This window comes from Aestuariivivens sediminis (genome assembly GCF_022662105.1).
GTDB classification, from domain to species: Bacteria; Bacteroidota; Bacteroidia; order Flavobacteriales; family Flavobacteriaceae; genus Aestuariivivens; species Aestuariivivens sediminis.
In genome coordinates, this window is the sequence record NZ_JAKMCP010000001.1 from 741,524 (window position 1) to 768,450 (window position 26,927).

Sequence of the window (26,927 nt, forward strand, 5' to 3'; positions counted from 1 at the left end):
TTCAATTTTAAAGCATGTTTAAGTCCTTAATTAACTTATTTTTCCCTAACATTTGCCATGCTTGCCTAAATGCCCTTGAAGATAATCAAGATACTATTTGCACCTCTTGCAGACACCGATTACCGGTTACTAATTTTCATTTTAACAACGACAATACCATTGGGAAAGTTCTTTATGGAAGAGCTAAAATTGAACAGGGCACAGCACTCTTTAGATTTGAAAAACAAGGCCCTGTTCAACAACTTATTCATGGGCTAAAATACAGGGGCTACGAAAAGATTGGTTTTGTTTTGGGCAACTGGCTTGGTGGAGAACTTAAAGGTATAGACTCCTATAAAACCATTGATGTTGTTATCCCGGTACCGATTCATAAAAAAAAATTAAGAAGTCGAGGGTACAATCAGGTGTCAAAATTTGGACAACAAATTGCCAAACACCTCAATGCCATTTATAAAGAAGATGTTTTATTAAAGATCACAAATTCCAAATCGCAAGTCACGAAAAAGCGATGGGCGCGTTGGCAAGATAGCGCTTCATTATTTACCGTAACAAACTTGAAATCCGTTGCAGATAAGCACATTTTACTTGTCGATGACATCATAACCACAGGAGCAACCATGGAAGCATGTATTAAACTATTGACACAAAACAATAATGTTAAAATCAGTATCGCATGTATGGCAATAGCCTAAAGTTATTGTGCTTTATATTTGTAAAATTATGTAGGTTTGTTTAAAATTTAAAATACCCCATGCAGAAATCGCTCCCTAATATAATTTTATTAGTTTTAATAAGCCTATTCTTTATTAATTGTGCCAATAAAGGTACTCCTGGAGGCGGTCCTAAAGATGAAACTCCTCCCGAAATTATAAAATCAGATCCGGATAATTATTCGATACATTTTAATTCTAATGAAATAAGAATCTATTTTGATGAATATGTGAAGTTAAAGGATTTACAAAAGCAGCTCATTATTTCTCCTCCTATGAAAACTCAGCCCTTAATTAAGCCCTTGGGTGGAGCCAGTAAATACATTTCAATTACCATTTTCGATACCCTTCAACCCAATACGACCTATGCATTTAACTTTGGAAACAGCATTCAAGATAATAATGAAGGGAATCCCTATTCCTATTATCGCTATGTGTTCTCAACAGGCGACTACATCGACTCTTTAACGGTAAATGGTGCTATTAAAGATGCATTTGATAAAGAGCCGGAATCCTTTGTAAATGTGGCGCTTTATGAGATCGATTCCACATTTAATGATTCCATTATTTATAAAGAAGTTCCTAAATATATTACCAATACTCTGGATAGTCTAACTTCGTTTACTATAGAAAATATTAAGGAGGGTAAGTACTTACTTATTGCCCTTAAAGATAATAATGGGGACAACAAATTTCAACAGAAAACCGATAAAATAGCGTTTCACCGGGAGTTTATAAGTGTCCCAACAGATACGACTTATACCTTGAGATTATTTAAGGAAGCGCTTGATTTTAAATCCATAAGACCAAAGTTAATCTCTGGAGAAAAAATCGCATTTGGATTTGAAGGAGATTACAAAGACATGGATATTACCTTAATTTCAAAAGTGCCTGATAGTTTCGAACATAGAATAACCAAAGATCAAAAAACCGATTCACTATACTATTGGTACAAGCCCCGAATGGAAGTTGATTCCTTAATCTTTAGGGTCTCGCATTTAAATTTTGAAACAGACTATACGGTTAGGATTAGTGAACAAAAGCGTGATAGTTTAACGATTTCTGTTGCCCCTTCTGGTAATATTGCATTCGAAGAACCATTTAAAATTAGTGGATCAACGCCCTTCATCAAGTTTGATGAAACTAAAATAAATATCCTAGATAAGGATTCAACAAATGTAGCCTTTACCGGCAACTATGACACTATTCAAAATACTTACATTTTAAATTTTCTGAAAACCGAAGACAATAAATATCGTATCCAAATTTTACCCAATGCCTTAACCGGATTTTTCGATAATACCAATGACACGTTAAACTATTCTGTCAATACTAAAAAAGTCTCAGATTATGGTTATGTTAGAATTAATCTTATCAACGCAAAATATCCGGCTATTGTACAGCTAACCGACAGCAAGGGCGATGTAAAAGTCGAACAATATACCACAGAGGCAAAGTCCTTGGATTTTTTAAATTTAAGCCCTGGGAAATATTTTATAAGGGTTATACATGATGCTAACGGCAATAAAAAATATGACACGGGAAACTATCTTAATAAGATACAGCCCGAGCACGTGAGTCATTTCGAAATGTCTGATGAGGTACGCTCCGATTGGGGCCTGATAGAAACTCTTCAGTTCACTCCAAATTAAAGTGGTCCCTGTCACTTAGAAACTTTAATTTATTTCTGTAGAAACCGATGTGCTTTTTATCTAAGATGGCAATTTCTATTTGTTCTCTATTCGGTTTTAAGGATGTTATTGGATTTCCCAATATGTCATAAACTGCAGAATTACCAGAATATTCATTTTGTGCTTCATCCATTCCAATTCGGTTAACCCCAATACAATAACACATGTTTTCTATAGCTCGAGCCTTGAGTAAGATATCCCATGCCTGAATTCTTGGTTTGGGCCAATTGGCCACATACAGTAAGACATCATACTCCTCAACATTCCTAGACCAGACAGGAAAACGTAAATCATAACATATTAATGGGCATAGTTTCCAGCCCCTATATTCAACTATTAGTTTTTTATGTCCGGCCTTATATACCCGATCCTCATCAGCTAAAGTAAAAGTATGTCTTTTATCGTAGTAATGCAGATCTCCCGATGGCTCGGCGAATATCAACCTGTTATAGAATTTGTCATTTTCCAAAACAATAAGACTTCCAACAATGGCAGATCCTGTTTTATCCGCTTTTTTTTGCATCCAGGCCACCGTCTCGCCCTCCATGGTTTCGGCAACTTTTGAGGCATTCATAGTAAATCCGGTTGAGAACATTTCTGGAAGTACGATAACATCAACTTCTTCCGTAATGGTTTTAATTTTTTCTGAAAAAAGTTTTCTGTTTTTTTTTGGATTCTCCCAAATCAAATCAGATTGAATACAAGCTATTTTTAATTGTTCTTGCATGATTAAATGGTGTTTAAAATTTCTGCTGCCCGCTTTAAGGTATCATCCTTCTTTGCAAAACAAAACCGAAGTATTTTTTTATCCATGTGGTTAGTATTAAAAACCGATAATGGAATTGATGCTATACCAGACCTAATGGTTAAACGCCTGGCATAATCCACATCGTACTCCTCTGTAATTTGAGAATAATCCAATACCTGAAAATACGTGCCTTTTGACGGCTTAAACCTAAACCTTGAGTCCTGAATTAAACTTAGGAATAAATCGCGCTTCTTTTGATAAAACAATGCTAATTCCAAATAGTGTTTAGGCTCTTGCATATAATCCGCTATTCCCTTTTGGGTTGGATGGTGGACACAAAACACATTAAATTGGTGTACCTGCATGAACAAATCCATTAGTTCCTTTGGGGCGCAACAATAGCCTATACGCCACCCTGTATTATGAAATGTTTTACAAAAAGAGGACACCACAAAACTTCTTGACTTTAAATCTGCAAAAAGACATGCACTTTGATGCTTTTCACCGTCATAAATCATATGTTCGTAAACCTCATCACTTAACACAATAATGTTGGTGTTTTTAGTGAGTTTTTGTAAATTCAGCATATCGTCTTTCGAAAATACGGTTCCTGATGGATTGTGCGGCGTGTTAATAATAATCATTTTGGTCCGTGAACTCAATTTTTCCCTTACTGCATTCCAATTGACTTCAAAATCCGGAGCTTCCAACTGCACTGTAATTGGTTTACCACCATTTAATTTAACTGCAGGTTCATAACTGTCGTAAGCTGGTTCAAAAATAATCACTTCATCATCTAATCTTACAAACGTATTGATGATGGTGAAAATGGCTTGGGTTGCCCCAGCGGTAACGGTTATTTCGTTCTCTGGGTGATATTCAGTTTGATATAATAACTCCATTTTTTTAGCAATAGCTATTCGAAGCTCAAGATTTCCATACATGGGTGCATATTGGTTATACCCTGAATTCATGGCCTTACAGACCAAATCGCTCAGCTTCGGATCACCTCCAAAATCCGGAAAGCCTTGTGATAAATTTATGGCATTATGCGCCTTGGCCAATGCACTCATAATCGTGAAAATTGTAGTTCCTACATGGGGAAGTTTAGAGGCATGTTGCATAAAAAAACATTAATAATCTATACCCCCTAATTTAGTAAGTAAATCTTGTTTGTAGGTTCTTACTATCGAAATTTTATTGGATTTTATAAACAGTGCATTACCGGAAAAGTTAGAGCAATAAATATGAAAACATAGAATCCATGCTATTTCCTTAAGACAAAATATGTGAGCAACATCAAATGATTTAAATAAACGATAGCCAAAAGTATGGGGACGGACTAAGGAAAAGATTGTCTTTACCGTGGTATTCAGGAAACAAGTAAAGTGATACGAATACGAATAACACCTAAAACAAGATTTGCACCTATACTTGTGAGATAGGTTTTCTACTCAAATTAGACATAATTTGAACATGCCCAAAAAAACTAAAATACTTAAAAGACGATGAACCAAATGGCTTATAAAGATTCCAAACAGTACGTTTACCATTCTATAAACATGAATTAAAAAAGGCATTGGTATGTTCTACCTAGCACCCGGATATATTTTCAAACCAAATATCCTCAACTTAAAAATGAATGATGGAGTAAAGGCTTCTAACCTTAACACAATGGTTACCTTATCCCAAATTAAAATATCCTGTTGCCATATCTCGAATGGTATCTGCAATGGCTAAACATGCTGTTGCTGCTGGTGAAGGTGCATTGATTACATGAATACTTTTTTGGTGGTATATAATTTTGAAATCCTCTTCCATGGTCCCGTCTTCCTTTAACAACATGGCCCTTACTCCAGATCTACCGGGTTCAATATCCTTAAGACTTAATGAAGGTATTAAACGTTGAAGCGTAGATAAGAAGCGCTTCTTAGAAAATGCTCTTTGATATTCGTTAATTGCAAATCTACCATGGTTAAACAATAAATTCCATGTTCCTGAATACGTTAACGCATCATAGGTATCCTTAAAATTAAAATCTTTTTTTCCATAACCCTCCCGTTTAAAAGTCAAAACTGCGTTGGGCCCACACTCAACATCACCATGAATCATTCTGGTAAAGTGCACCCCTAAAAAAGGAAAGGCCGGGTTAGGCAAAGGATAAATTAAATGTTTAACTTTGGTTTTGGCTGACTCCGATAATTTATAATAATCCCCCCTAAATCCGACAATCCGTTCTTTAAGGTAAACATGATCTTTTTTTGCTAATCGGTCCGACTCAAGGCCTCCAGAAAATATAATATGATTAACCTGATATTTGTTTTTTGTTGTCACGACTATTGAAGTATTGGAACCATGGTTAACAGCCTTCACTTCTTCTCCAAACACCAACTTACTCTTAGGTTGCCTGCCTAGTACTAATTTGGCCAACATATTTGTAACATCAGAAAAATCAATAACTCCGGTACAGGGGACCCAAATGCCTCCTATGCTTTTTACAAAAGGTTCAATATCGGCTAATTGGTTAGCCGATATTTTTTCAATACCTTCTGTGTTATTGGCCATACCGTTTTTAAAAATCCGCTCCAAACGGGGCAATTCTTCTGTATCAACTGCGGCTACAACTTTTCCACAGATGTCGTGCTTTATATTATACTTTTTTGCGAAATCTACTAACTGTCTTCTACCGTTAACACAGTTTTTAGCTTTGGATGAACCCGGTTTGTAGTACAAACCTGAATGAATAACACCTGAATTGTTACCCGTTTGATGCGCTGCTAATTGATCTTCCTTTTCAATAAGAATAATTCTGAAGTGTGGATATTTTAATTGAAGTTTATAAGCTGTTGCAACACCTATTATCCCTCCACCTACAATCCCGATATCATATCTTTTTTTTAAACTCAAAATGCACGTTATTTAAACAATATTCATCTTTTTAAGTAAAAAGGATGCATTCATATTTTGGCAAATTCCTGGTTTTAATTTATAATCAAAATACAGTTCCCCATCAATAATCTCGGCATCAAAAAAGTGATTTTTCACGTCATCCATGTTTTGTGCTGTATCACATAAACTTAAATCATGGGTCGCTATAATTCCCGTTGCATTAGTCGCTACCAATTTTTCCACAAATTTTCTTGAACCAATAGCCTTATCAGTACTGTTGGTGCCTTTTAAAATTTCATCCAACACAATGAAATAAGGTTCTTTTTCTATGGCATCTACTATGCACTTTAAACGCGCTAACTCCGAAAAAAAATACGAACTGTCATCGGTCAATGAATCTGAAGTCCTCATACTGGTGATGAGCTTTATGGGGCAATAGGAGCTTTTTTTTGCACATACCGGTAATCCCATATTAGCCATAACTATATGTAAAGATACTGTTCTTAAAAACGTACTTTTTCCAGCCATGTTGGCCCCGGTAACAATAAAAAATTGTTCTTCATGGATGGTTAAATTACTATCCACCCGCTTGGCCTTATCCAATAATGGATGTCCTAAATCTTCAGCGCTAAGAATTGGTCCATCGGTTCTAATATCAGGAAAAACATACTCAGAATGATTAAACGTATAATTCCCAAGCGTGTTGTAGGTATCAAAAAATGACACCACTTCGAACCAGTCCTGTAATTTATGGGCATATTGATATATCCAATGATCAATTTTATAACTATTCCTGATATCATTGAGAAAATAGCCATTACCAAAAATAGCACCAATTAAATTATTTCTATTATCTAAAGCATCCAAATATTTTGATAACTTATTAAATATAGCGGATGCCCTTTCATTCTGCGACTGGATTTTTTTCTGCTTTTGCCTTAATAAAGCGGAAGAAAAGGATTCATTTTCGATAAATTCCAAAAGCAGGGCGTATTGTTTAAAGGTTTCCCTCGTCTTATCTGAATTTAAGGCCAATACATTAATTTTCTTTACATACCACCCCGTGATTACCAAACCTATAAGAAGCCAATTGGCCAATAGAAGAGGACTTCCAATAATTTGCAATGCTGTTAATACTATTATTATTACGGAAAATATACTGAATACAGCAGGCAACCAATGCATAGCTTTGGGCAGAAATGGTCTATGGTTTTTCAACCAAGTAATAATGTCATGCGCTGGGGTTTGAATCTCTACTAAACTTGAAGTCGCCTGATAGAATTGACGCCATTTCGGTTTATTACTCAGCTCCTTAATAGCCTCCTGCCTTAAAACAATTTCTTCAATATGGTTAGCCTTTAAAGCACTAGCCAATTGATCTGTCCCCTCTTTAATTGAGGTTCGGTTTACAAATTGAAAAAAGGAACCGCGTCCAAAAAGATCAATATCTGAACTATAAAAATGATCGGTGTTTTCATAGTCCAGGCCTGTATCACGATGATGGAAATTCCCTGAAGCAATGTTAAGTTCCTCCTCATTAATAGCTACCAAAACCTCATTTAACCTATGCAAACGTTTTAAATCAGTATATTTTGAGAGCAAGACCAGAAAGACACTAGTGCCTGCCAAACCTATAAAAAGGGAAACATGCCATTGCTGGAAGGTCAAGTAAACACCTATAACCGAGATTAAAAATACAATCACTCGATACATACTGAACAAGGTCATTTTTTTATATATCCGTTTTGATTCTATTTGATATTTTGAAACCTGCTCGTGATAATATGATAAAGACATACACTGCCAAAATTTTAATAAATGGTAAAGAAACAAAAAAGCCCTGAAACAATTTCAGGGCTTATGTATCTTTTTTAATGCATCATTAATCTCGTCCTCCGAACACTTGGAATGCCCAATACAATAAATTGGCCAAGGCTCCAATTGCTGCAACCAAATAAGTCCTGGCTGCCCATTTTAAGGCGTCCTCAGAACCTTCATATTCTTGTTGAGATACCATATTCTTATTTTTTAACCAAGCTAAGGCTCGGTTACTGGCATCATATTCTACGGGTAAGGTAATGAAGCTAAATAGGGTCGCAAAGCCCATAAGCACTACGCCTGCAGCAGCTACCCACCAGCCTAAACCCATTCCAGCAGCTCCCCCCAGTACCAAACCCCCTATAATCAACCATTGGGACATACCGGAAGACACACTAACCACAGGTACTAAAGTAGACCGCATTTGCAGCCAGCTATAAGCTTTAGCATGTTGCACTGCATGACCACATTCGTGTGCTGCAACTGCTGCTGCCGCAGCATTTCGCTGATTATAAACTGCTTCACTTAAATTCACGGTCTTATTTTTCGGGTTATAATGATCCGTTAATCGACCCGGTGTCGAAATAACCTCAACATCATATATCCCGTGATCGGATAACATTTTTTCTGCAATTTCGCGACCATTCATTCCGTTGCGTAAATGAATTTTTGAGTATTTTTCGAATTTTCGTTTTAACTTACTGCTAACAGCCCAACTTACTAGGGCGATGGCTCCAATTATGATATAATATCCTAACATATTTCTTAATTTTAAACTGTATTCATAATAACAATAACCGCACCAATAAAAAAGGGTGAAAGTTTGTCAGTACTTTTTATTTATTACTATACCTTATTTTGAAATAAATCAATAAAAATGATGACATTAATGTTATCCCATTAGCAAATATCATGGCTAAACTTGGTTTTAAAATACCGTAAACCAACCATGCCATTATACCAATAAAAAACAGGAACAACATAGGCAAGGACAAACCACTAACGTCTTTGGTTATCCATGTTTTGTACACTTGAGGTAAAAAAGCAGAGGTGGCTAACACGGCTGCAATAAATCCGATAATTTCTATATCATTCATGGATGATTTAACTTTTCCTTACAATCCTTTGGTGATTAATTAAAAACCCTTAACCTACTATATTAACAATTTTTCCGGGAACAACAATCACTTTTTTAGGGGTACGCCCATTGAGTTGTTCCTGTGTCTTTTCATTTGCTAAAACGACTTCTTCAATGGCCTCTTTACTCATGTCCAATGGCAATTCCATAGTAAAGCGCATTTTTCCATTAAATGAAATCGGGTAATTTTTAGTGCTTTCCATTACATGGCTTTCATCAAATTTTGGAAAAAGGGCCGTTGAAATAGACTCTTTATGACTAAGAGCCTCCCATAATTCTTCAGCTATATGTGGTGCATACGGTGAAATTAATATCAGTAATGGTTCCAAAATGTCTTTACTGTTACACTTTTGGGCAGTCAGTTCATTAACAGCAATCATGAAGGTGGATACTGTAGTGTTAAACGAAAAATTCTCGATATCTTCCTGTACCTTTTTAATGGTTTTATGGAGCGTCTTCAAACTCGCTTTTGATGGTTCTCTATCTTTTACTTTAAATCCCTGGTCATCGAAATATAATTTCCATAGTTTTTTTAGAAAACTGTGCACCCCTGAAATCCCTGCCGTGTTCCATGGTTTATATTGCTCTAACGGTCCCAAGAACATCTCATATAAGCGTAGGCTATCTGCTCCATATTGTTCACATATTTCATCCGGATTAACAACATTATATTTGGACTTGGACATTTTTTCCACGTCTCGCTTTACTTTAAATGTCCCATCTTCTTCAGTAATAAAATCTGCATTTTTGAATTCTGGTCGCCAGATTTTAAAAGCCTCAATATCCAGCTCATCCGAAGCATTTACTAAAGAAACATCAACATGCATTTCATATAAATCAAGAAACTTTGCATCTTTCAAGTTAGTATCACCAAGATGTTTTTCAACTATCTCCTTATAGTTAACAACATCTTTTTCCTGAATTGCAACATAAAATTTTTGATTTAATTCAGGTGAACTAATAATAGTGTAATGCACAAATGCACTCGTTCCCAAAATCATCCCTTGATTAATCAGTTTTTTGGCATATTCATCGTGTGGGACTAACCCTAAATCAAACATAAACTTTTGCCAAAATCGGGAATACAATAAATGTCCCGTGGCATGTTCACTCCCTCCAATATATAAATCGACCTGCCGCCAATAGTTAACGGCCTCCTGCGAGAAGATTTCCTGCTCATTATGAGGGTCCATATAACGGTTAAAATATTGTGAACTTCCTGCCCATCCCGGCATAGTGTTCAACTCCAAAGGATAAACACCGTTATGCGACTCCATGTCAGGCGCTCCTCCCTTTGTTGAAATGATAAGATCATTAGAAACAACTTTGTTGTTTTTAGTGTCCCAGGACCAAAATGTCGCATTCCCTAGTGGGGGTTCTCCCGTTTCAGTAGGGAGATACTTTTCAACTTCAGGTAAGGTTAATGGTAAGTATTGCTCATCTATCATTTGCGGCATGCCATTGACGTAATACACAGGAAAGGGTTCACCCCAGTACCGCTGACGGCTAAATACGGCATCACGCAATCGATAATTGATTTTGCCTTCTCCATGCCCTATCTTTTCAAGTTCTTCAATCACTTTTCGGGTTGCCTCTTTAAAATTTAAACCGTTTAGGAAACCACTATTGGCTATAATGGTACGCTCTTTATCTGCAAATGCTTCTTCAGAAATATCGATATCCTTAAAAATATTGGGTATTGGAATATTAAAATGCTTTGCAAAATCATAATCCCGTTGATCACCACATGGTACACTCATGACCGCTCCGGTTCCATAACCCGCCAATACATAATCCCCAATCCAAATGGGAATGGGTTCCTTTGTAAAGGGGTGTTCGGCATAAGCGCCTGTAAATACCCCTGTTATGGTCTTCACATCGGCCATTCTATCACGCTCACTGCGTTTTGCTGTTGCCTCAATATAGGCCTCAACTTCAACTTTCTGTTCAGGAGTAGTTATCTGGGAAACAAGTTCATGCTCTGGTGCCAAGGTCATAAAGCTCACGCCAAAAATAGTATCAGGTCTCGTAGTGAATACCGCTATTTTATGAGAGCCATTGATTGGGTGCCGAGTAGCATTTGGAATGACATTAAACGTCACACTCGCACCAACTGATTTCCCAATCCAATTCCGCTGACTTTCTTTTAGAGAATCGGTCCAGTCTATAGTTTCCAACCCTTGAAGCAACCGTTCAGCATAGGCCGAAATACGCATGCTCCATTGGGTCATTTTTTTACGGATAACAGGATGCCCACCACGCTCGGAAACACCATTGACAATTTCATCATTTGCCAATACAGTTCCCAAAGCAGGACACCAGTTTACTTCAGTTTCCGCTAAATAAGTCAATCGGTATTGTAATAATATTCGCTGCTGTTCTTCAGAGGAAAAAGCTTTCCAATCTTTAGCGGTAAACAATGGCACATTATCATCGCAAGCAGCTTTAACAGTAATATTACCTTCTGACTCGAAAATGTTGATCAATTCTGAAATATTCTCAGCTTTATCATGCGCCTTATTATACCATGAATTGAACAATTGAATGAAAATCCATTGAGTCCATTTATAATATTTAGGATCTGAGGTCCGTACTTCACGTGACCAATCGAACGAAAAACCGATCTGGTCCAATTGCCTACGATATGTTTTAATGTTTTCTTCGGTGGTAATAGCAGGATGCTGTCCTGTTTGTATGGCATACTGCTCCGCAGGGAGACCAAAACTATCATAACCCTGTGGATGCAACACATTAAAACCTTGATGGCGCTTATAACGAGCATATATATCGGAAGCAATGTATCCCAAAGGATGTCCTACGTGCAATCCTGCTCCACTCGGATAAGGGAACATATCTAATACGTAATATTTAGGTTTATCGGAATTATTTTCAGCTTTAAACGTTTGGTTTTTAGCCCAGTAATCTTGCCATTTCTGCTCGATTGTGTTAAAATCGTATTTCATCCCTTGTGTTTATACTTTTTGAAAGCGCAAATTTAAGGTTTAAATACCAACTGGAAAACCTTTGGTTTTATTTAATGGATCGATTGTATGGTTAAAACTCAATTTATTCAAGAATAGCACTATTTTTGCTTTATCTTAAAACCCTAATCCTGTTGATTTCTAAGACCCACAAAGCTCATATGGCCCTGTTTGGCGCCAATCTTATTTACGGTATTAACTATATTGTCGCCAAGGGTATTATGCCCGATAAAATTGGCCCCTCAGCTTTTGTATTTATTCGTCTTTTTTGTGGTACAATCCTGTTTTGGATCGTTAAATCATTTATAAAAGAAAAAGTCGATCAAAAAGATATGCTTCGCCTCGTAGTTTGCGGTTTTTTGGGAGCCGCGACTAATCAACTGTTATTTTTTAATGGCCTAAGCCTTACCTCGCCGGTGGACGCTTCTATAATCATGACCTCGACACCAATATTGGTCTTAATATTTAGTGTTCTTGTTTTAAATGAAAAAATTACTTCCGTAAAATTATGGGGAACCGCTTTAGCTGCCACAGGTGCTATAGTATTAATTCTGTATGGGAGCCGTCCTCCTGGAACTGGTTCTCTTTTAGGCAATATTCTTGTGTTTTTAAATACAATGGCTTATGCTCTCTATTTGGTAATCGTTAAACCTCTTATAACAAAGTACAACCCTTTAACCTTAATAAGTTGGATATTTCTATTCGGTTTTATTTTTATGCTTCCGTTTGGCTTACATGAATTTATCTCAACAGATGTTAATGCGTTTACCTTGAACACCTTTTTAGCTATTGGATTTGTGGTTATCTTCACAACTTTTTTTGCATATCTTTTCAATATTTATGCTCTTAAATTTGTGTCGCCCTCAGTGAATAGCAGTTATATCTATTTACAGCCTGTAGTAAATTTTGTCATTGTGAGTTTATCTTCCTTCCTATTGGTCGATAACACTTATGCACAAGACATCAATTTAGTTAAAATCCTAAGCTGTATTTTGGTTATTTCCGGTGTCTATTTAGTCAGTAAAACTAAAACAGCCGAAACATCACATTAGGTAATTACAACAATTCTAAAAGTTTAGACGTTGTAACATGAAAGAAATTGGAAACTTTATTACTTTTACGCACAAACGCAACATTTTATGAGTTCATCTTTTGAAAGACACCAAAAGCGTCGACTTATTTCTTCCTATTTTTCTGTAGTGTTGAGTATTGCTCTGGTTCTATTTTTATTGGGTTTGTTGGGCATGTTAGTATTGAATGCCAAAAAAGTGTCAGATCATTTTAAAGAACAGGTGGTGGTGACTATATATTTAAAAGATACGGCCAGAGAGGTAGAAACCAATCAGCTTGAAAAAAGTTTGGCAATGGCAGAATATGTAAAATCAACCGAATATGTTTCCAAGGAGCAGGCCGCCGAATTTATGAAAGCTGAAAATGGGGAGGATTTTATGGATTTTGTAGGCTATAATCCGTTGCAAAATTCGATAGATGTGCATTTGAAAGCCGATTATGTCACTTCTGAACATCTTGAGATTATAGCAAATGACGCCCTAAGTAAAAATTTTGTTGATGAAGTAACTTATGATAACGATTTGGTTAATTTAATGAACAATAATGTTAAAAAAATTAGTTTTTGGGTTTTGGTGATCAGTAGTGTTTTTACTTTAATAGCGGTTTTATTGATTAACAGTTCCATCAGGCTTTCTGTATATTCCAAACGTTTTACCATAAAAACGATGCAAATGGTTGGGGCCACCAAACAATTCATTCGTAGACCTTTTGTTTGGAAAAGTGTTCGCCTGGGTATCATTGGTGCTTTTTTGGCTTTATTGGGAATGGGAATTGTGCTTTACTATTTAAACAGAACTTTTACCGAATTAGGGTTATTAAACAACCCCATATTGGTGGGATTACTTTTTATCCTCATTTTTATATTGGGAATTATAATCACCTGGGTGAGTACACACTTTGCCACACAACGTTTTTTGAATTTAAAGACAGATGACCTTTATTATTAGTTTTTGTCAATACATTCACAGGATAGGCCTTCCAAAGGAATTATCGAGGTAAAGTTCAATTTTTTAAATATTCTAAGCCCATTAACACTTCTATTATAAATAAATCTGTTAATTTGCAAGCCTAGTCATATAAAACTATGGGAGAAAAAAAACGTAAGGAACACTCAAAACCAGCATTTGTATTTGGTAAGAAGAATTACAGATTCATGTTTATTGGTTTGGCCTGTATTGCCCTGGGATTTATTTTAATGTCTGGCGGTGGTAGCGACGATCCCAACGTTTTTAATCCTGAAATTTTCTCCTGGCGTCGCATCCGTCTCGCCCCTACTTTAGTACTTATTGGGTTTGGGATTCAGGTTTATACCATTCTTTTGAATCCGGATAAAAAATAGAGCTTTCCCTTTATGATCATGTTGAAGTGCGGTCCAATTTAGACCGCTAAAAATTGGGATGCCTTTTTGTTCTTTAATGCTGTTTGACATGAAGGCTTCGACTATATTTCAAAAGATAATTCAACTTAAAATACCTTTTTTGCAAACTCACTTGCCATTTGTTTTATATAATAATAAGTGTTTTCCATGGCATCATCTAGATTTTTGGCATAATTCATTACTGCATCAATATAGTGTATTCCAAGATGTTTTGTGGCCATGCGATTTAATTCTACGACACCACAAAATGCAGCAAGTTTAATTTGTTTCGAATTTGCCGACGTCCTTACCCCCTGTATGGTTTTTCCCGATAAGGTTTGTAAATCTAACTTGCCTTCACCCGTAATAATCCAATCGGCATCTTTTATGGACTCATCAAAACATGCGAGGTCCTTTATCAGTTCAATTCCCGATTGTAAAGTGCCATTTAAAAAAACTTTTGACGCCACGCCCATGCCTCCAGCCGCTCCGGCACCTTCAATAGATTGGACGTCCACATTAAATTGTCGCTTTAGAACCCTGGAAAACTGTTGCAGGCCGTGATCCAACATTTTAACCTCATCTAAGGTTGCCCCTTTTTGTTTCGCATAAACTTTTGCCGCACCATATTCACCATATAGCGGATTGGTAACATCACAAGCTATTTTAAAGTTAATTGTATGTAATTTTGAGTCTACATTAGTTGAATCAACTTTGTTAACCAAGAATAAGTTAGCTCCTATTGGCTTAAGTTCATTATTAGATTTATCCAGAAAACGATAACCTAATGCCATTGCCATTCCCATACCGCAATCGTTGGTTGCACTTCCCCCTATTCCCAACAGAATTTTGTTTGCCCCTCGTTCCATGGCATCCCGTATCAATTCCCCCGTTCCAAGAGAGGTAGCATTTTTACAGTCAAATTCTTCCGGCTTTAGAATCTTCAACCCCGATGCTTCGGCCATTTCAATAAAGGCTGTGTTTGTTTTTTCTGCATACAGATAGGATGCCGTAACCGGTTGAAAAAAAGGATTGTTTACCTGAACCTGTATGGGTTCACCTTTTAAATAATAATTCACGACTTCAATAGTACCATCACCTCCATCAGCTAGAGGCAATTTTATAACATCGACATCTGAAATCACAGTACGAATACCATCTTCAACAGCTTCACAAAATTGAAGTCCTGTTATAGAGCCTTTAAACTTATCGGGAGCCAGTACAAATCGCATTGATCATATTTATTAGTACTTTTAGTCCTGTCAAATATAGGAAATATGAAGATCTTAATTGCATTAGTGATGGTTGTAATAGTGATGGTGGTGGCAGCCTCAAAGTACAAATTTCATCCGTTCTTGTCGTTATTGTTAGCTGCCATCGTCATGGGATTTGTTGGTGGACTAAACGAAGAAGAAATAATAACTTCCATAACGTCGGGTTTTGGTAAAACTTTAGGAAGCATAGGCATTATCATTGCTTTTGGATCCATTATTGGTGCTTATTTAGAAAAAAGTGGAAGTGCCAAAACCATGGCGCATTGGGTATTAAAAACCATTGGAAAAAGTCGCTCGATTTTAGCCATGAATATCACTGGCTTTATTGTTTCGATACCCGTCTATTGCGATTCTGGATTTATCATTTTGTCTTCATTAAACAAAGCGATAAGTAAACACACCAAAATACCTGTTATAGTTTTAGGGGTTTCATTGGCTGCAGGTTTGTATACAGCACATGTTTTTGTGCCTCCAACACCAGGTCCACTAGCCGCCACTGCCGCATTAAATGCGAATTTAGGTTTGGTTATTCTTTTGGGACTTATTGTGGCGTTTCCGGTATCATTAGTCGGTTACTTTTGGGCTAAATATGTGCAGAAACACTTCATAGACATTCCTGATGATGCGGATAAAAATAATACGCTTTCAAACTCTAAAACAGAAAACTCATCTCATACGATACCCGCATTTTTACCAATACTAATCCCGATCATTTTAATTGCTTTAAAATCGCTTTCGGAATTACCGGCACAGCCGTTTGGTGAGGGTATGGTTTCAAAACTTGTGAACTTTTTAGGGAATCCTTTAATGGCTTTATTAATTGGGGTCTTTCTTTCCTTTAAATTAAAACCTAAGGTAAAAGAAGCTACTCATTACCATTGGGTGACAAGTGGTTTAAAAGAAGCAGGTATTATTATCTTAATTACTGGTGCTGGTGGTGCTTTTGGTGCTGTTTTACAAGCAACTGCCATTGGTGATATTATTGGAAATACTTTTTCTGATTTTAATTTAGGGCTCTTTTTGCCCTTTTTAATTGCTGCGGTTTTAAAGACATCACAGGGATCTTCGACTGTTTCTATAATTACTACCGCTGCCATTATGGCTCCCATATTAGAATCGTTTGGGCTAAATTCCTCATTAGGAAGAGCATTAACCGTACTCGCTATAGGTGCAGGATCAATGACCGTGTCTCATTTAAATGATAGCTTTTTTTGGGTAGTCGCACAATTTTCAGGAATGGACACCTCAACCGCATTAAAAACGCAAACCATTTCTACCCTGTTTTTGGGTGTTTTTGGAATTTTTATAATTATGATCATCGGTTGGATTTTCATTTGATCCCATTTTTATAATTTCTCATTATGTTTACAAAACCTTATTAGCTATTTTTGCGCCATGGATATAATTGATTCGATCATTCTCGGTATTTTACAAGGACTAACGGAATTTTTACCCGTCTCATCTAGTGGACATTTAGAGCTTGGTAAGGCCATTTTGGGGGATCAATCGGTCCCGGAAGAAAGTTTACTTTTCACGGTGGTATTGCATTTCGCAACAGCTCTAAGTACCATTGTTGTGTTTAGAAAAGATATTTATCAACTTATAAGAGGTGCCTTAAATTTTAATTGGAACGCCGATTTAAAATTTTTTGTAAAGATTGCTGTTTCAATGATTCCTGCTGTAGTTGTGGGTCTTTTTTTTGAAAATCAATTAGAGCAGCTTTTTGGTGGAAATATCTTTCTGGTTGGCTGGATGCTAATGGTAACAGCCATGCTTTTATTTTTGGCCGATAAAGCTAAAAACACCAACAAACCGGTATCCTTTAAAAATGCTTTTGTAATTGGAGTTTCGCAAGCTGTTGCCATGCTTCCCGGAATTTCAAGATCTGGGGCAACAATATCAACCTCCGTGCTATTGGGTAATGACAAAACCAAAGCTGCCCGTTTTTCATTTTTAATGGTAGTTCCACTCATATTTGGTAAGATTGCAAAAGATATTTTGAGTGGAGATATTTCAACCGAAAGTCAAAATTTCACCGCCCTGTCCATTGGCTTTATTGCTGCGTTTATTTCTGGGCTTTTTGCGTGTACCTGGATGATAGCCTTAGTTAAAAAAAGTAAACTAAGTTACTTTGCGGCATATTGTCTTGTTGTCGGTTTAATTGCTGTTTGGATTTCATGGATAAACTGATATAGATCTTGTTTTATGCTTACTAAAGACGACTACCTTTCTGGACAACTAGTGCTTATCGATAAGCCGTTGAACTGGACCTCCTTTCAAGTAGTCAATAAATTACGTTGGGAAATTAAGCACGCCTTCAACCTTAAAAAACTAAAAGTGGGACATGCAGGAACTTTAGATCCTCTTGCCACCGGACTTTTACTGATTTGTACTGGTAAGATGACCAAGCAAATTTATGTATTTCAATCTCAAGTAAAAGAATACACAGGCACCTTTACCATAGGCAGTACAACGCCATCATTCGATTTAGAGACCGGTATAAATAAAAACTTTCCCACCTCACATATTACAGAAGAATTGATTCATAAAACCGCAGAGCAATTTGTTGGAGACATAGAACAATTGCCTCCGGTGTATTCTGCCGTGAAAAAAGATGGTAAACGCTTGTACGAATTTGCAAGAGCCAATGAAGCCGTAGAAATCAATCCGCGAATAGTCAACATTTCAGCATTTGATATTCTAAACATTGATAGACATACCGGACTCAATACTGCCGCATTGAATGTCGATTTTAGAGTAGTATGCAGCAAAGGTACTTATATACGTTCACTTGCGAATGACTTTGGTAAAGCCTTAGAATCTGGAGCACATTTATCGGCTTTACGACGTACCAAAATAGGTGATTTTAAAGTGGAGGAAGCGGCCCCGATAAATGTGTTTATAGATACCCTAAAAGGCTAAAATGCATTATTTTACGTATATTGGCTTACAAAACCAAATCATAATAATGCGATTTGCACCTAACAGATCAACATAAAGCCCTGCTTATAACGTTTCTTATTTCTGGAACCGTTGTCCTCTCTGTCTTCAATTTGAGCCTTAAAAAACAAAATGAACGTGTGGCTGAAAGTTATTATATGATTGAACCTGAGGAAGAACTTACTGAAGAAGAAATTAAAATCCTTGAAGCTATTGAAAGGCTTAATGCTTCTAAAGCCGAAACCAATCAGGCCTTTAATGAATCCCAAGAAAGTAAACAGTTTGCACAGGCCTATAAACCTATTGCTCCACCCGAAGATTACGTGCCCAAAACCAACAGTCACACCGAAGGCCCTAACACAGCTTCTAAAAACTATGAGGAAACTGAAGACTCAAAATTAAAGGATGAGGAGATTTCAAAATTCAGTAAGGTGAAAGACCTCCTCAAACAACAACAGGATAATAGTAACAATGCAAAAAGCACTATTAGTTTTTCGTTAAAAGACCGCAGTAAAGTTTACATCCCAATACCGGTATACTTATGTGAAGTTGATGGTAAAATTGTAGTAAATATTACCGTTAACGCTGAAGGGAACGTAACTGATACCTACGTTAATTCCTCTTCGAATTCAAGCAATCAATGTCTAATTGATCACGCAATAGAATATGCTAAAGAATCCATATTTAGTGCCGATCCCAATAAAGCGTCCCAAATAGGCTCTATTACTTTTTATTTTATAGGCAAAAATTAGAGGAAGTTTCACAAAGCATTTCTGTAATATCATCCAAGATATTTTTACCCTTGTCTTTATTATACCAATGCTGTAAATCTTCTTTAAAATCGGGTGTTAGCTTACCGTTTTTGGAAATAAATCGATTAACAAAATAAGTTGCTTCACTTGGTCGAGGACCATAGGTACTTAACACCTTGCCTGAAGCATCGTCAATCATTATAAGTTTAGGAATAGATCTGTTTCCATAGGTTAAAAAAGCATCCATAAGCTCTGGATTCTCATCTCTCAAAACAAACCTTAAATCAATGTTATTATTTATCTGTGCTATTTTATTTAATACCGGATTAATATGAGCCGAATCCCCACACCAGCTTTCACTTATAACTAACCAGGTCACTTTTTCCTGAAATGAATTGATACGTTCAATGGTCTCTTCTGAAAGTTCAATGGTTTTATCCCAACGTTTCATTCGCCTATCATTAAGCTTAGTGAATTGGATATTAGATTCTGTTTTTTGAAGTCCACTTGTTGAATTATCTATTGCCAATTGTCTCACTAAATCCCTGTAGGTTTCGTAAGACATACTCTTACCTAGGCTTTTTGCTAATAGTGCATCCATTATTTTTTGAATTGATTAAAACAAATTTAATATCTTGCCCTAACCTATAAGATGATATTTATCATGCTTTAAGCATTTACATCACTAAATTCTATGAGTTCAAAACACAAATGCGGCTGGTGCCTCGGAGACCCGCTATATGAAGCATACCATGATAAAGAATGGGGCGTTCCCGTATTCGATGATTCAACATTGTTCGAATTTTTAACTTTGGAAACCTTTCAGGCAGGTTTAAGTTGGATTACTGTTTTACGCAAACGGGAAAACTTTAGAGAAGCTTTTGATGGTTTTAATTACAAAATAATTGCCGGATATAAACCTCCCAAAATAGATGCTTTGTTACTTAATCCAAACATCATAAGAAACAAACTTAAAATACAAGCTACGGTTACCAATGCTCAGGCTTTTTTAAAAATTCAAGAGGAATTTGGTAGCTTTAGTGATTATATTTGGGGATTTATAGATGGGAAGCCCATAAAAAATGTTTTAAAAAGCCATAAAGATGCGCCTGCCAACACGCCTCTGAGTGACACTATTAGCAAAGATTTAAAACAACGGGGTTTCAAATTTGTTGGAACCACTGTAGTTTATGCCCATATGCAAGCCACGGGTATGGTAAATGATCATGAAATAGGATGTTTTAGATATAATGAGGTGTGATTGTTTCATTATTTTATCTTTATCGTTTTTCCCAATTTTGCACTTTTAACGGCTGCATCTAATATTTCTACAACAATAACATTATTTTCAAGTGATGTTAAAGCATACGGATCTAATTTTACTTTCCCCCTGACTACTGACTCCAATAAGGCAAATGGGTCATTAAAGGGTGAAGGACGATCTTCTAGTGTAAAAGTCTCTTGCTCGAATTCATCATACCCTCTTGAATATTTAAGTCGAAGATCGTATTTGTTATCTGCATAAATAACACCATCCAAACCATAAATTTCCATGTCCTTTCTCCCTATGGGCCAATTCCAGGACCCTTGTATAATGGCATTAACATTATTATATGTTAAAATGATAATGGCATCATCATCTACATTAGGATTATTTTCAGGTTGTTGTTGTTGCGTTATGGCAGTTATGGTGTTAGGGCTTTTCCCTTTCATCAACCAAGTTACCAAATTTGCTCCGTAACAGCCAAAATCAGTAATCGCTCCACCACCATTTTGGACTGGATCGGTTAGCCATTCCAAAAATTCCTTATTGACCCCTATTTTTTTAGGTCCTTTATGCCCATCTCGTACAATCACTTTACGCAGAGCTCCGACTCGATTTTCTTGGAGCATTTCATAAGCCTTGTGGTTGGTTGGATACCATGTTGTTTCATAATTAGTAAGTAGCTGAATTTTATGTTTTTGAGCCAGTTTTTCCATCTTCTTAGCATGTTGTAAGTTTACAGCCATTGGTTTTTCTACCATCACGTGTATGCCCTTGGGAGCACAAACCTCAACAACATGTAAATGTTCATATATAGACCCAAAAGCCACAACCGCTTCAGGCTGCATTTGCGCAATCATTTCCTCCAAAGTATCGTATACCATCGACATGGGATAACCATATTGTTCTGAATAGCGCTTAGCGAGTTCTTGGTTGGATTCTGATATCCCCACAATTTTAATGTCATTTCGATTTAAATCAGAAAGTAAACCATGAACATGGGAGTGACTCAATCCCGCTATTCCAATTTTTAAAGGGGGTTCCTGGGCAAATCCCCTTAGCATCATAAGTAGAATAAGTCCGGTAATGCTAATCTTTTTTATCATTTTAATTTGTTTATTAGTCTTGCACAATACGCTCAGATTAGTAAGGTCGAATATGGGAAAATTTTCCAGGAGTTATTTTTTAAACATTTATCTTATTTGGTAAAAAGTTTAATGTTGTCAATCCTCAAATAATTTTGCCATTTAGTTATACCCTCTGGCGATTCCGAGCGTGTGCCATTATTAAGTACAAGATACATATTTTTTGAAGGCCAATCTACAATACCTTTTGCGTCCAAACGACGAACCTCCTTACCATCGATAAACCAAACCGCATATTCCGAAGTCCATAAAAACCCAGATATGTGCCACTCTCGGGCCTTATATTTTTTATTGAAATCTATAATAAATCGGATTTCCACTTATGTTCTGGCCATGAAGAATAGCATAAATGCATGCCCATAAGATCCTGCCCTAAATCACTGCGACAACCAAAGTATTCGAACAAATCCCATTCGGGACACCAACTTAAATCTTCTGGGATTAACCATATGGCTGGCCATACTTTTGTACCAATAGGAAATTTCGCCTTGAGCTCTAAATAGTCGGTATTAAAATAGATTTTATGCATGGACATGACACAACCGGAACTGTAGAGGAATGTTTCTTGTGGACTGGTTCCCACTATTTTACGCTTTTGATTTCGCAATACTAATTCTCCCTCTTCGATATAAACATCTTCATGGGTGAAATAGGCGTCATAGTTACGATTTAGCAGATAGCGCCCTTCTGCCCCGGGAACCATATCTCCAGAAAGTGAATCTTTTCATCCAACTGTCCAATTCATAGGGCTTAATGTGCTAAATGGGTCCTCCCATTTTAGTTTATAGCCTAGATCTGTTACCGCATTAGGTAGCATGGTGGCAGAAAAACTTGTAACTGTTTTATTGGTTTTGCATCCTAGAATGAAACAAAAACAGACTGTAAGAATTCCTAATCCAATACGATTGAACACATGAATTCTTCATTTTGATTAAGTAATTCAAATAATTTCATAGTGGCTTTTACGATCTTAATTTAAGGAATTTTCAAGGGAGTTGATCCCTTTTATAAAGCCAAATTACAGGTATTCCATATAAGCTTCTCTGGATATTTCTTCGGCTCCTAAACTTTCAAGATGACTGGTGTATACCTGACAGTCGATTAGTTTGTACCTGGTGTTTTGAATAAATGTAATAAAGCCTATTTTACTGGCATTGTTTTCTTTAGTGAACATGCTTTCACCGCAAAAAATACCATTATTTAAATCAACTCCATAAAACCCTCCTACTAAATTAGCATTATCCCATACCTCAATTGATTTGGCATAGCCCAATTGGTGTAGATTAATATAGGCATCAATCATACTATTCGTTATCCAGGTACCGGTTTGCCCACTTCGTTTCACTTTAGAACATTCCTTAATTACAACACTGAAGGCTTTATTAATGGTTACCTTGTAAGCGGTTTTTCTCATAACATGTTTCATGCTCCTAGAAACTTTCAACCTGTTTGGGTACAAAACAAATCTGGGATTCGGCGACCACCATAATATGGGATTACCAGCTTCAAACCAAGGGAAAATGCCCGATCTATAGGCCAATACCAATCGTTCAGTCGACAAATCTCCACCAACGGCCAATAGTCCTTCCCGAGTTGCCTCGTTTACTGGAGGGAACCATAGTTCATTGGTTAAATAGGTCATTTTAATTTTTCAAAAAAAAACCTCATAGTTATACTAAACAATGAGGTTAGGTCCATAAAATCACTTCTATCAAAGGTACGACAAATACTAAAATGGTAAATCGTCGTGATCGTCATCATTTAAGTCTTCCACAGGCTCAAAGGCATCAGCCGGCGGAACAGGGGGTAAATTATCGCCAACAGATTCAGGTTGTAATGCCTCTATGCGCCAGCCCTGAATAGAATTAAAATATTTAGTTTCCCCTTGTGGATTTATCCATTCCCTTCCGCGCAAATTAATATTGATTTTTACTTGCTGCCCTACTTGATAATCGTTGAGCAAGTCGGTTTTATCTTGGATAAATTCGATCAATATGTGCTGTGGATATTGCTCTTCTGTGGTTAGTACTATTTCCCTTTTTCTAAACCCATTGGTTCCAAATGTTTGGGTTTCGCCAATCATTTTAATTCTTCCTTGAACTTCCATCATTTAATATTTATATAATTATTTATTTGTTTTTAACTTAATAAGATATTCCAGGCACTTTCTACATCACCATAGCTCAAATAATTTTGTGCCAATTTGTGTTTTTCCACTCTCGTTGCATTCTTGAGGTTAGGATAACGGCGTAACTTATCGGTCATAAACGCTTCCACTTGAGCCTGACTTGGTATACGCTCAACATTGGCTAACATGCCTAAATCGTTACCTGTTAACACCGTGCTTTTTTTTATTTCATCGGGTAATTTATCAACCCCTATTCCCATGGTTGAAAGTGGTTTGGGAATCTGAAAAAATCCTATTTTAGCTCTGCTATAATAATTCCCCCCAGCCCTGGATACCAGATCCAATTTTTCCTGATTTATTGTCAAATCCTCATTTAACACCTCATCATTAATATGAAACTTAACCACCTCACAAATAATCAAATTTCCAGCACCTCCATGTTCTCCTAAAGGAATAATCTCATTTACTTTGCACTCAAATTGTACGGGGGATTCCGCCACTCTATATGGTTTAACTATATCGGACTTCAACATGGTTAAACCGGCCTTTTCAAACTCATTGACACCTTGTGCATATTCAGTACTACTCAATGACATTTGATGAACAATATTGTAATTAACCACATTAATAACGACTTCTTTAGTTGCCTCGGCATTTAGCAGGGTGTGCTTTACAGTATTATCCCTAACACGGCGTGAAGGCGAAAACACCATTATTGGCGGGTTAGCACTAAAGACGTTAAAGAAACTAAATGGTGACAGATTAGGTTTGCCTTGAGCATCAACAGTACTAGCAAATGCAATGGGTCTTGGTGCCACGGCACTCAACAAATAACTGTGTACTTTTTTTGTTTCTAACGTATTGGGGTCAAATGAGGTGATCAATTGTTCCGATGTTCCGAGTTTCAACAAAAGTAACCAATCTGTCATGTAACTAAAAACAGATTTACTAACAACTTGCACAATAATATTAACAGAATTGCATTATATTACATGTTTATAAGCATAGTTAATGATTTTTACCAAGTACAAAAACTCATTGCGCTGGATAATGATAATTGCATCATTTGTCATTGTCTCATTGATTCTTTGGAACACTTATGTTTTTTTTCAAAATTTTAAAGCTGAAGAGCGAAGTAAAATGGAAATTTGGGCCAAAGCTCAAAAGGAATTAAGCAAGAGTACAAACCTTAACGAAGACATCGGAGAACTTTCCATTGAAATTTTACAAAGCAATAAAACAACTCCAATGATTATCGTTAATCAAGACGGAAGTTTTGATTCTAATAACATTTCCCATGAAAAAAGTACCGACACGCTTTACATTAATAAACTTATTTCAAGGTTTCAAAATGAATACCAGCCTATTGAAGTTATTTATAATAATGAGGTCCTTTCGACCATTTATTACGGGAATTCTCCGCTTTTAAACAAATTAAAATATTATCCATTAGCCCTGTTGCTTATTATTATTCTGTTCAGTGCTGTGGTTTATTTCTTTTATCGAAGCAATAAAAATGCAAGTCAAAACAAGTTATGGTCCGGAATGGCCAAAGAAACAGCCCATCAAATAGGCACGCCATTATCGTCCTTAATTGGCTGGGCAGAACTTTTAAAAACCGAACAAGTCAATCCGAGTTATATTACTGAAATTGAAAAAGATGTTGATCGCTTAAAGACCATTACGGAACGATTTAGTAAAATAGGGTCGGTTCCGGCTTTGGAAATTGCCGATATTATTGAAGAAACTACCAATTCTTTTGATTACCTTAAGGTACGGTCTTCTAATCTTGTAGAGTTTGATATGAACATCCCTGACCATGAAATTCCTGTATTTTTAAACAAGCAACTATACAGTTGGGCCATCGAAAATCTCGTGAAAAATGCCATTGATGCCATGAAAGGCAGAGGGAAACTCACTATAGAAATTTCACAAATTGAAAATAATATAAGAATAAAAGTTCGGGATACAGGGAAAGGAATTTTAAAAAAAGATTATAACAAAATATTCGAACCAGGTTACACCACGAAAAAAAGAGGTTGGGGTTTGGGGTTATCGCTCACTAAACGTATAATTGAAGATTTCCATAATGGAAAAATTAAGGTGTTACACTCCGAAATTGGAAAAGGCACAACCATACAGATTTCGTTAAAACAGGCTTAATATGAAAGACCATTTTATACAAATTAAAGAAGTTCCCATTAAAAACAACTGTCCAATTTGCTATAATAATGATGGATTATTTTTAACCTTTAAGCAACGTATTATTCATACTGATCTTTATAAACATATAACTTCTGAGATTAGTCATGATCTCAAATGTAAAACGTGCAATAGTGCTATTTACCCAGTGCAATGGACTGATGAATTCGAACAGGTTTTTGAATATCACAAAAAAGCATTAACGCCATATAAATCTTCCGTAAAATTAAAAAGAGCGTCATGGATTCTGTTGACAGCCTTGCTCCTAGTGATCGTTTCAATACTAACTTTAACGATTTACCATAGACTATAAGTGTGATTTTATGGCATTGGCTGTCTCCTCAAAAGCCTCAGGTGTTAAAGCCGTCTTATTTATAAACCGGGCATCTTCCATAGTATGAAGCGGTATTAAATGCACATGCACATGGGGTACTTCCAATCCAATCACACTAACGCCAATGCGTTTACACGGTATGGCCTTTTCAATTGCTTTGGCAATTCGACGTGAAAATGACATTAATCCGTTGTAAGTGGCTTCATCTAAATCAAAAATCTTATCAACTTCTTGCTTTGTAACACATAAGGTATGACCTCTACTATTGGGATTAATATCCAAAAATGCAAAAAACTGATCGGTTTCAGCAATTTTATAGCACGGAATTTCACCATTAATTATCTTGGTAAAAATTGAAGCCATATTTTTTAAAATGTTTTCGTGAGTGTTGTAAATATAAAAAGATTACCAATTAAAACTCAAGATTCATAGGTAATAATAGCAATAGGTGTTACTCCTCCTTTATATAGTACATGATTAAGGCG

General features: G+C 36.3%; 27 protein-coding genes. 11 read left to right on the forward strand and 16 right to left on the reverse strand.

Going from position 1 to position 26,927, the window contains the following annotated elements; translation table 11 throughout:
• Nucleotides 1-14: 14 nt before the first annotated feature.
• Nucleotides 15-692 (forward strand): ComF family protein, encoded by a 678-nt coding sequence (locus tag MR054_RS03140; RefSeq protein ID WP_242084097.1) that lies wholly within the window; start codon nt 15-17, stop codon nt 690-692.
• A 59-nt stretch (nt 693-751) separates the two neighbouring features.
• On the forward strand, nt 752-2,362 hold the full coding sequence (locus tag MR054_RS03145) for an Ig-like domain-containing domain (RefSeq protein ID WP_242156131.1): 1,611 nt from the start codon (nt 752-754) through the stop codon (nt 2,360-2,362).
• On the opposite strand, the gene MR054_RS03150 is transcribed toward MR054_RS03145, so the two are convergent.
• From MR054_RS03150 to MR054_RS03180, 7 genes are all read right to left on the reverse strand, one after another.
• Nucleotides 2,349-3,128: an amidohydrolase gene (locus MR054_RS03150; RefSeq protein WP_242156132.1), complete on the reverse strand. Its 780-nt coding sequence runs from the start codon at nt 3,126-3,128 to the stop codon at nt 2,349-2,351. The genes MR054_RS03145 and MR054_RS03150 overlap by 14 nt on opposite strands.
• A 2-nt stretch (nt 3,129-3,130) precedes the next feature.
• Nucleotides 3,131-4,273 carry a methionine aminotransferase gene (locus MR054_RS03155; RefSeq protein WP_242156134.1) on the reverse strand — a complete coding sequence of 381 codons (1,143 nt, stop codon included), beginning with the start codon at nt 4,271-4,273 and terminating at the stop codon, nt 3,131-3,133.
• Nucleotides 4,274-4,832: 559 nt separating this feature from the next.
• A complete protein-coding gene (lhgO, locus tag MR054_RS03160; protein WP_242156136.1) occupies nt 4,833-6,056 on the reverse strand; it encodes an L-2-hydroxyglutarate oxidase in 1,224 nt (407 codons plus the stop codon).
• A gap of 12 nt (nt 6,057-6,068) precedes the next feature.
• Nucleotides 6,069-7,835 carry a MutS-related protein gene (locus tag MR054_RS03165; RefSeq protein WP_242156138.1) on the reverse strand — a complete coding sequence of 589 codons (1,767 nt, stop codon included), beginning with the start codon at nt 7,833-7,835 and terminating at the stop codon, nt 6,069-6,071.
• A gap of 85 nt (nt 7,836-7,920) precedes the next feature.
• A complete protein-coding gene (locus MR054_RS03170) occupies nt 7,921-8,616 on the reverse strand; it encodes a zinc metallopeptidase (protein WP_242156140.1) in 696 nt (231 codons plus the stop codon).
• Nucleotides 8,617-8,692: 76 nt separating this feature from the next.
• The gene (locus tag MR054_RS03175) at nt 8,693-8,953 is read right to left on the reverse strand and encodes a SemiSWEET family sugar transporter (protein WP_242156142.1); all 261 of its coding nucleotides are present in this window, start codon (nt 8,951-8,953) and stop codon (nt 8,693-8,695) included.
• Nucleotides 8,954-9,002: 49 nt separating this feature from the next.
• A complete protein-coding gene (locus tag MR054_RS03180; protein ID WP_242156143.1) occupies nt 9,003-11,957 on the reverse strand; it encodes a leucine--tRNA ligase in 2,955 nt (984 codons plus the stop codon).
• 152 nt (nt 11,958-12,109) lie between these two features.
• Here MR054_RS03180 and MR054_RS03185 point away from each other — a divergent pair, with 152 nt between their 5' ends.
• The 3 genes from MR054_RS03185 (at nt 12,110) to MR054_RS03195 (ending at nt 14,385) form a co-directional block, all read left to right on the forward strand.
• Complete coding sequence (locus tag MR054_RS03185) at nt 12,110-13,027, forward strand: DMT family transporter (RefSeq protein WP_242156145.1); 918 nt, start codon at nt 12,110-12,112, stop codon at nt 13,025-13,027.
• 87 nt (nt 13,028-13,114) lie between these two features.
• Nucleotides 13,115-13,993 (forward strand): cell division protein FtsX, encoded by an 879-nt coding sequence (locus MR054_RS03190; RefSeq protein WP_242156147.1) that lies wholly within the window; start codon nt 13,115-13,117, stop codon nt 13,991-13,993.
• Nucleotides 13,994-14,130: 137 nt separating this feature from the next.
• Complete coding sequence (locus MR054_RS03195) at nt 14,131-14,385, forward strand: DUF3098 domain-containing protein (protein ID WP_242156149.1); 255 nt, start codon at nt 14,131-14,133, stop codon at nt 14,383-14,385.
• Between the two features lie 125 nt (nt 14,386-14,510).
• Here MR054_RS03195 and MR054_RS03200 read toward each other — a convergent pair whose 3' ends face one another.
• On the reverse strand, nt 14,511-15,635 hold the full coding sequence (locus tag MR054_RS03200; RefSeq protein WP_242156151.1) for a glycerate kinase: 1,125 nt from the start codon (nt 15,633-15,635) through the stop codon (nt 14,511-14,513).
• A 45-nt stretch (nt 15,636-15,680) separates the two neighbouring features.
• Between MR054_RS03200 and MR054_RS03205 the strand changes: the two genes are divergently transcribed.
• Genes MR054_RS03205 through MR054_RS03220 form a run of 4 tightly spaced genes read left to right on the forward strand, consistent with a single transcriptional unit; the run spans nt 15,681 to nt 19,369 of the window.
• Nucleotides 15,681-17,015, forward strand: coding sequence for a GntP family permease (locus MR054_RS03205; protein WP_242156153.1), 1,335 nt, complete (start codon nt 15,681-15,683; stop codon nt 17,013-17,015).
• 57 nt (nt 17,016-17,072) lie between these two features.
• Nucleotides 17,073-17,867: an undecaprenyl-diphosphate phosphatase gene (locus tag MR054_RS03210; RefSeq protein WP_242156155.1), complete on the forward strand. Its 795-nt coding sequence runs from the start codon at nt 17,073-17,075 to the stop codon at nt 17,865-17,867.
• A 15-nt stretch (nt 17,868-17,882) separates the two neighbouring features.
• Complete coding sequence (gene truB, locus MR054_RS03215; RefSeq protein WP_242156157.1) at nt 17,883-18,599, forward strand: tRNA pseudouridine(55) synthase TruB; 717 nt, start codon at nt 17,883-17,885, stop codon at nt 18,597-18,599.
• A gap of 53 nt (nt 18,600-18,652) precedes the next feature.
• Complete coding sequence (locus MR054_RS03220) at nt 18,653-19,369, forward strand: hypothetical protein (protein WP_242156159.1); 717 nt, start codon at nt 18,653-18,655, stop codon at nt 19,367-19,369.
• On the opposite strand, the gene MR054_RS03225 is transcribed toward MR054_RS03220, so the two are convergent.
• Nucleotides 19,353-19,970, reverse strand: coding sequence for a thioredoxin family protein (locus tag MR054_RS03225; RefSeq protein WP_242156161.1), 618 nt, complete (start codon nt 19,968-19,970; stop codon nt 19,353-19,355). The two genes, MR054_RS03220 and MR054_RS03225, sit on opposite strands and share 17 nt — an antisense overlap.
• 93 nt (nt 19,971-20,063) lie before the next feature.
• On the opposite strand from MR054_RS03225, the gene MR054_RS03230 reads away from it, so the two are divergent.
• Nucleotides 20,064-20,630: a DNA-3-methyladenine glycosylase I gene (locus tag MR054_RS03230; RefSeq protein ID WP_242156162.1), complete on the forward strand. Its 567-nt coding sequence runs from the start codon at nt 20,064-20,066 to the stop codon at nt 20,628-20,630.
• Nucleotides 20,631-20,638: 8 nt separating this feature from the next.
• Here MR054_RS03230 and MR054_RS03235 read toward each other — a convergent pair whose 3' ends face one another.
• From MR054_RS03235 to MR054_RS03255, 6 genes are all read right to left on the reverse strand, one after another.
• Nucleotides 20,639-21,739 carry a Gfo/Idh/MocA family protein gene (locus MR054_RS03235; protein ID WP_242156164.1) on the reverse strand — a complete coding sequence of 367 codons (1,101 nt, stop codon included), beginning with the start codon at nt 21,737-21,739 and terminating at the stop codon, nt 20,639-20,641.
• A gap of 92 nt (nt 21,740-21,831) precedes the next feature.
• Nucleotides 21,832-22,098 carry a family 16 glycosylhydrolase gene (locus tag MR054_RS16780; protein WP_420868310.1) on the reverse strand — a complete coding sequence of 89 codons (267 nt, stop codon included), beginning with the start codon at nt 22,096-22,098 and terminating at the stop codon, nt 21,832-21,834.
• On the reverse strand, nt 22,077-22,481 hold the full coding sequence (locus tag MR054_RS16690; protein WP_276520138.1) for a LamG domain-containing protein: 405 nt from the start codon (nt 22,479-22,481) through the stop codon (nt 22,077-22,079). Before MR054_RS16690 ends, MR054_RS16780 begins: the two co-directional genes overlap by 22 nt.
• Nucleotides 22,482-22,796: 315 nt before the next feature.
• Nucleotides 22,797-23,420: a leucyl/phenylalanyl-tRNA--protein transferase gene (gene aat, locus MR054_RS03245; RefSeq protein WP_242156167.1), complete on the reverse strand. Its 624-nt coding sequence runs from the start codon at nt 23,418-23,420 to the stop codon at nt 22,797-22,799.
• An 87-nt stretch (nt 23,421-23,507) separates the two neighbouring features.
• Nucleotides 23,508-23,885, reverse strand: coding sequence for a DUF3127 domain-containing protein (locus MR054_RS03250; protein ID WP_242084501.1), 378 nt, complete (start codon nt 23,883-23,885; stop codon nt 23,508-23,510).
• 32 nt (nt 23,886-23,917) lie between these two features.
• Nucleotides 23,918-24,787: a flavin reductase family protein gene (locus MR054_RS03255; RefSeq protein ID WP_242156359.1), complete on the reverse strand. Its 870-nt coding sequence runs from the start codon at nt 24,785-24,787 to the stop codon at nt 23,918-23,920.
• Between the two features lie 130 nt (nt 24,788-24,917).
• Between MR054_RS03255 and MR054_RS03260 the strand changes: the two genes are divergently transcribed.
• Nucleotides 24,918-26,069, forward strand: coding sequence for a sensor histidine kinase (locus MR054_RS03260; RefSeq protein WP_242156168.1), 1,152 nt, complete (start codon nt 24,918-24,920; stop codon nt 26,067-26,069).
• Nucleotides 26,070-26,415: 346 nt separating this feature from the next.
• Here MR054_RS03260 and MR054_RS03265 read toward each other — a convergent pair whose 3' ends face one another.
• Nucleotides 26,416-26,805, reverse strand: coding sequence for an HIT family protein (locus MR054_RS03265; protein ID WP_242084057.1), 390 nt, complete (start codon nt 26,803-26,805; stop codon nt 26,416-26,418).
• Between the last annotated feature and the right edge of the window lie 122 nt (nt 26,806-26,927).

Bases quoted from the DNA above. Each gene is read 5' to 3' on its own strand.
- MR054_RS03140 (WP_242084097.1), top strand. From the start codon at position 15: ATGTTTAAGTCCTTAATTAACTTATTTTTCCCTAACATTTGCCATGCT.
- MR054_RS03145 (WP_242156131.1), top strand. From the start codon at position 752: ATGCAGAAATCGCTCCCTAATATAATTTTATTAGTTTTAATAAGCCTA.
- MR054_RS03150 (WP_242156132.1), bottom strand. From the start codon at position 3,128: ATGCAAGAACAATTAAAAATAGCTTGTATTCAATCTGATTTGATTTGG.
- MR054_RS03155 (WP_242156134.1), bottom strand. From the start codon at position 4,273: ATGCAACATGCCTCTAAACTTCCCCATGTAGGAACTACAATTTTCACG.
- MR054_RS03165 (WP_242156138.1), bottom strand. From the start codon at position 7,835: ATGTCTTTATCATATTATCACGAGCAGGTTTCAAAATATCAAATAGAA.
- MR054_RS03170 (WP_242156140.1), bottom strand. From the start codon at position 8,616: ATGTTAGGATATTATATCATAATTGGAGCCATCGCCCTAGTAAGTTGG.
- MR054_RS03175 (WP_242156142.1), bottom strand. From the start codon at position 8,953: ATGAATGATATAGAAATTATCGGATTTATTGCAGCCGTGTTAGCCACC.
- MR054_RS03180 (WP_242156143.1), bottom strand. From the start codon at position 11,957: ATGAAATACGATTTTAACACAATCGAGCAGAAATGGCAAGATTACTGG.
- MR054_RS03190 (WP_242156147.1), top strand. From the start codon at position 13,115: ATGAGTTCATCTTTTGAAAGACACCAAAAGCGTCGACTTATTTCTTCC.
- MR054_RS03195 (WP_242156149.1), top strand. From the start codon at position 14,131: ATGGGAGAAAAAAAACGTAAGGAACACTCAAAACCAGCATTTGTATTT.
- MR054_RS03200 (WP_242156151.1), bottom strand. From the start codon at position 15,635: ATGCGATTTGTACTGGCTCCCGATAAGTTTAAAGGCTCTATAACAGGA.
- MR054_RS03205 (WP_242156153.1), top strand. From the start codon at position 15,681: ATGAAGATCTTAATTGCATTAGTGATGGTTGTAATAGTGATGGTGGTG.
- MR054_RS03210 (WP_242156155.1), top strand. From the start codon at position 17,073: ATGGATATAATTGATTCGATCATTCTCGGTATTTTACAAGGACTAACG.
- truB (WP_242156157.1), top strand. From the start codon at position 17,883: ATGCTTACTAAAGACGACTACCTTTCTGGACAACTAGTGCTTATCGAT.
- MR054_RS03225 (WP_242156161.1), bottom strand. From the start codon at position 19,970: ATGGATGCACTATTAGCAAAAAGCCTAGGTAAGAGTATGTCTTACGAA.
- MR054_RS03230 (WP_242156162.1), top strand. From the start codon at position 20,064: ATGAGTTCAAAACACAAATGCGGCTGGTGCCTCGGAGACCCGCTATAT.
- MR054_RS03235 (WP_242156164.1), bottom strand. From the start codon at position 21,739: ATGATAAAAAAGATTAGCATTACCGGACTTATTCTACTTATGATGCTA.
- MR054_RS16690 (WP_276520138.1), bottom strand. From the start codon at position 22,481: ATGGTTCCCGGGGCAGAAGGGCGCTATCTGCTAAATCGTAACTATGAC.
- aat (WP_242156167.1), bottom strand. From the start codon at position 23,420: ATGACCTATTTAACCAATGAACTATGGTTCCCTCCAGTAAACGAGGCA.
- MR054_RS03250 (WP_242084501.1), bottom strand. From the start codon at position 23,885: ATGGAAGTTCAAGGAAGAATTAAAATGATTGGCGAAACCCAAACATTT.
- MR054_RS03260 (WP_242156168.1), top strand. From the start codon at position 24,918: ATGATTTTTACCAAGTACAAAAACTCATTGCGCTGGATAATGATAATT.
- MR054_RS03265 (WP_242084057.1), bottom strand. From the start codon at position 26,805: ATGGCTTCAATTTTTACCAAGATAATTAATGGTGAAATTCCGTGCTAT.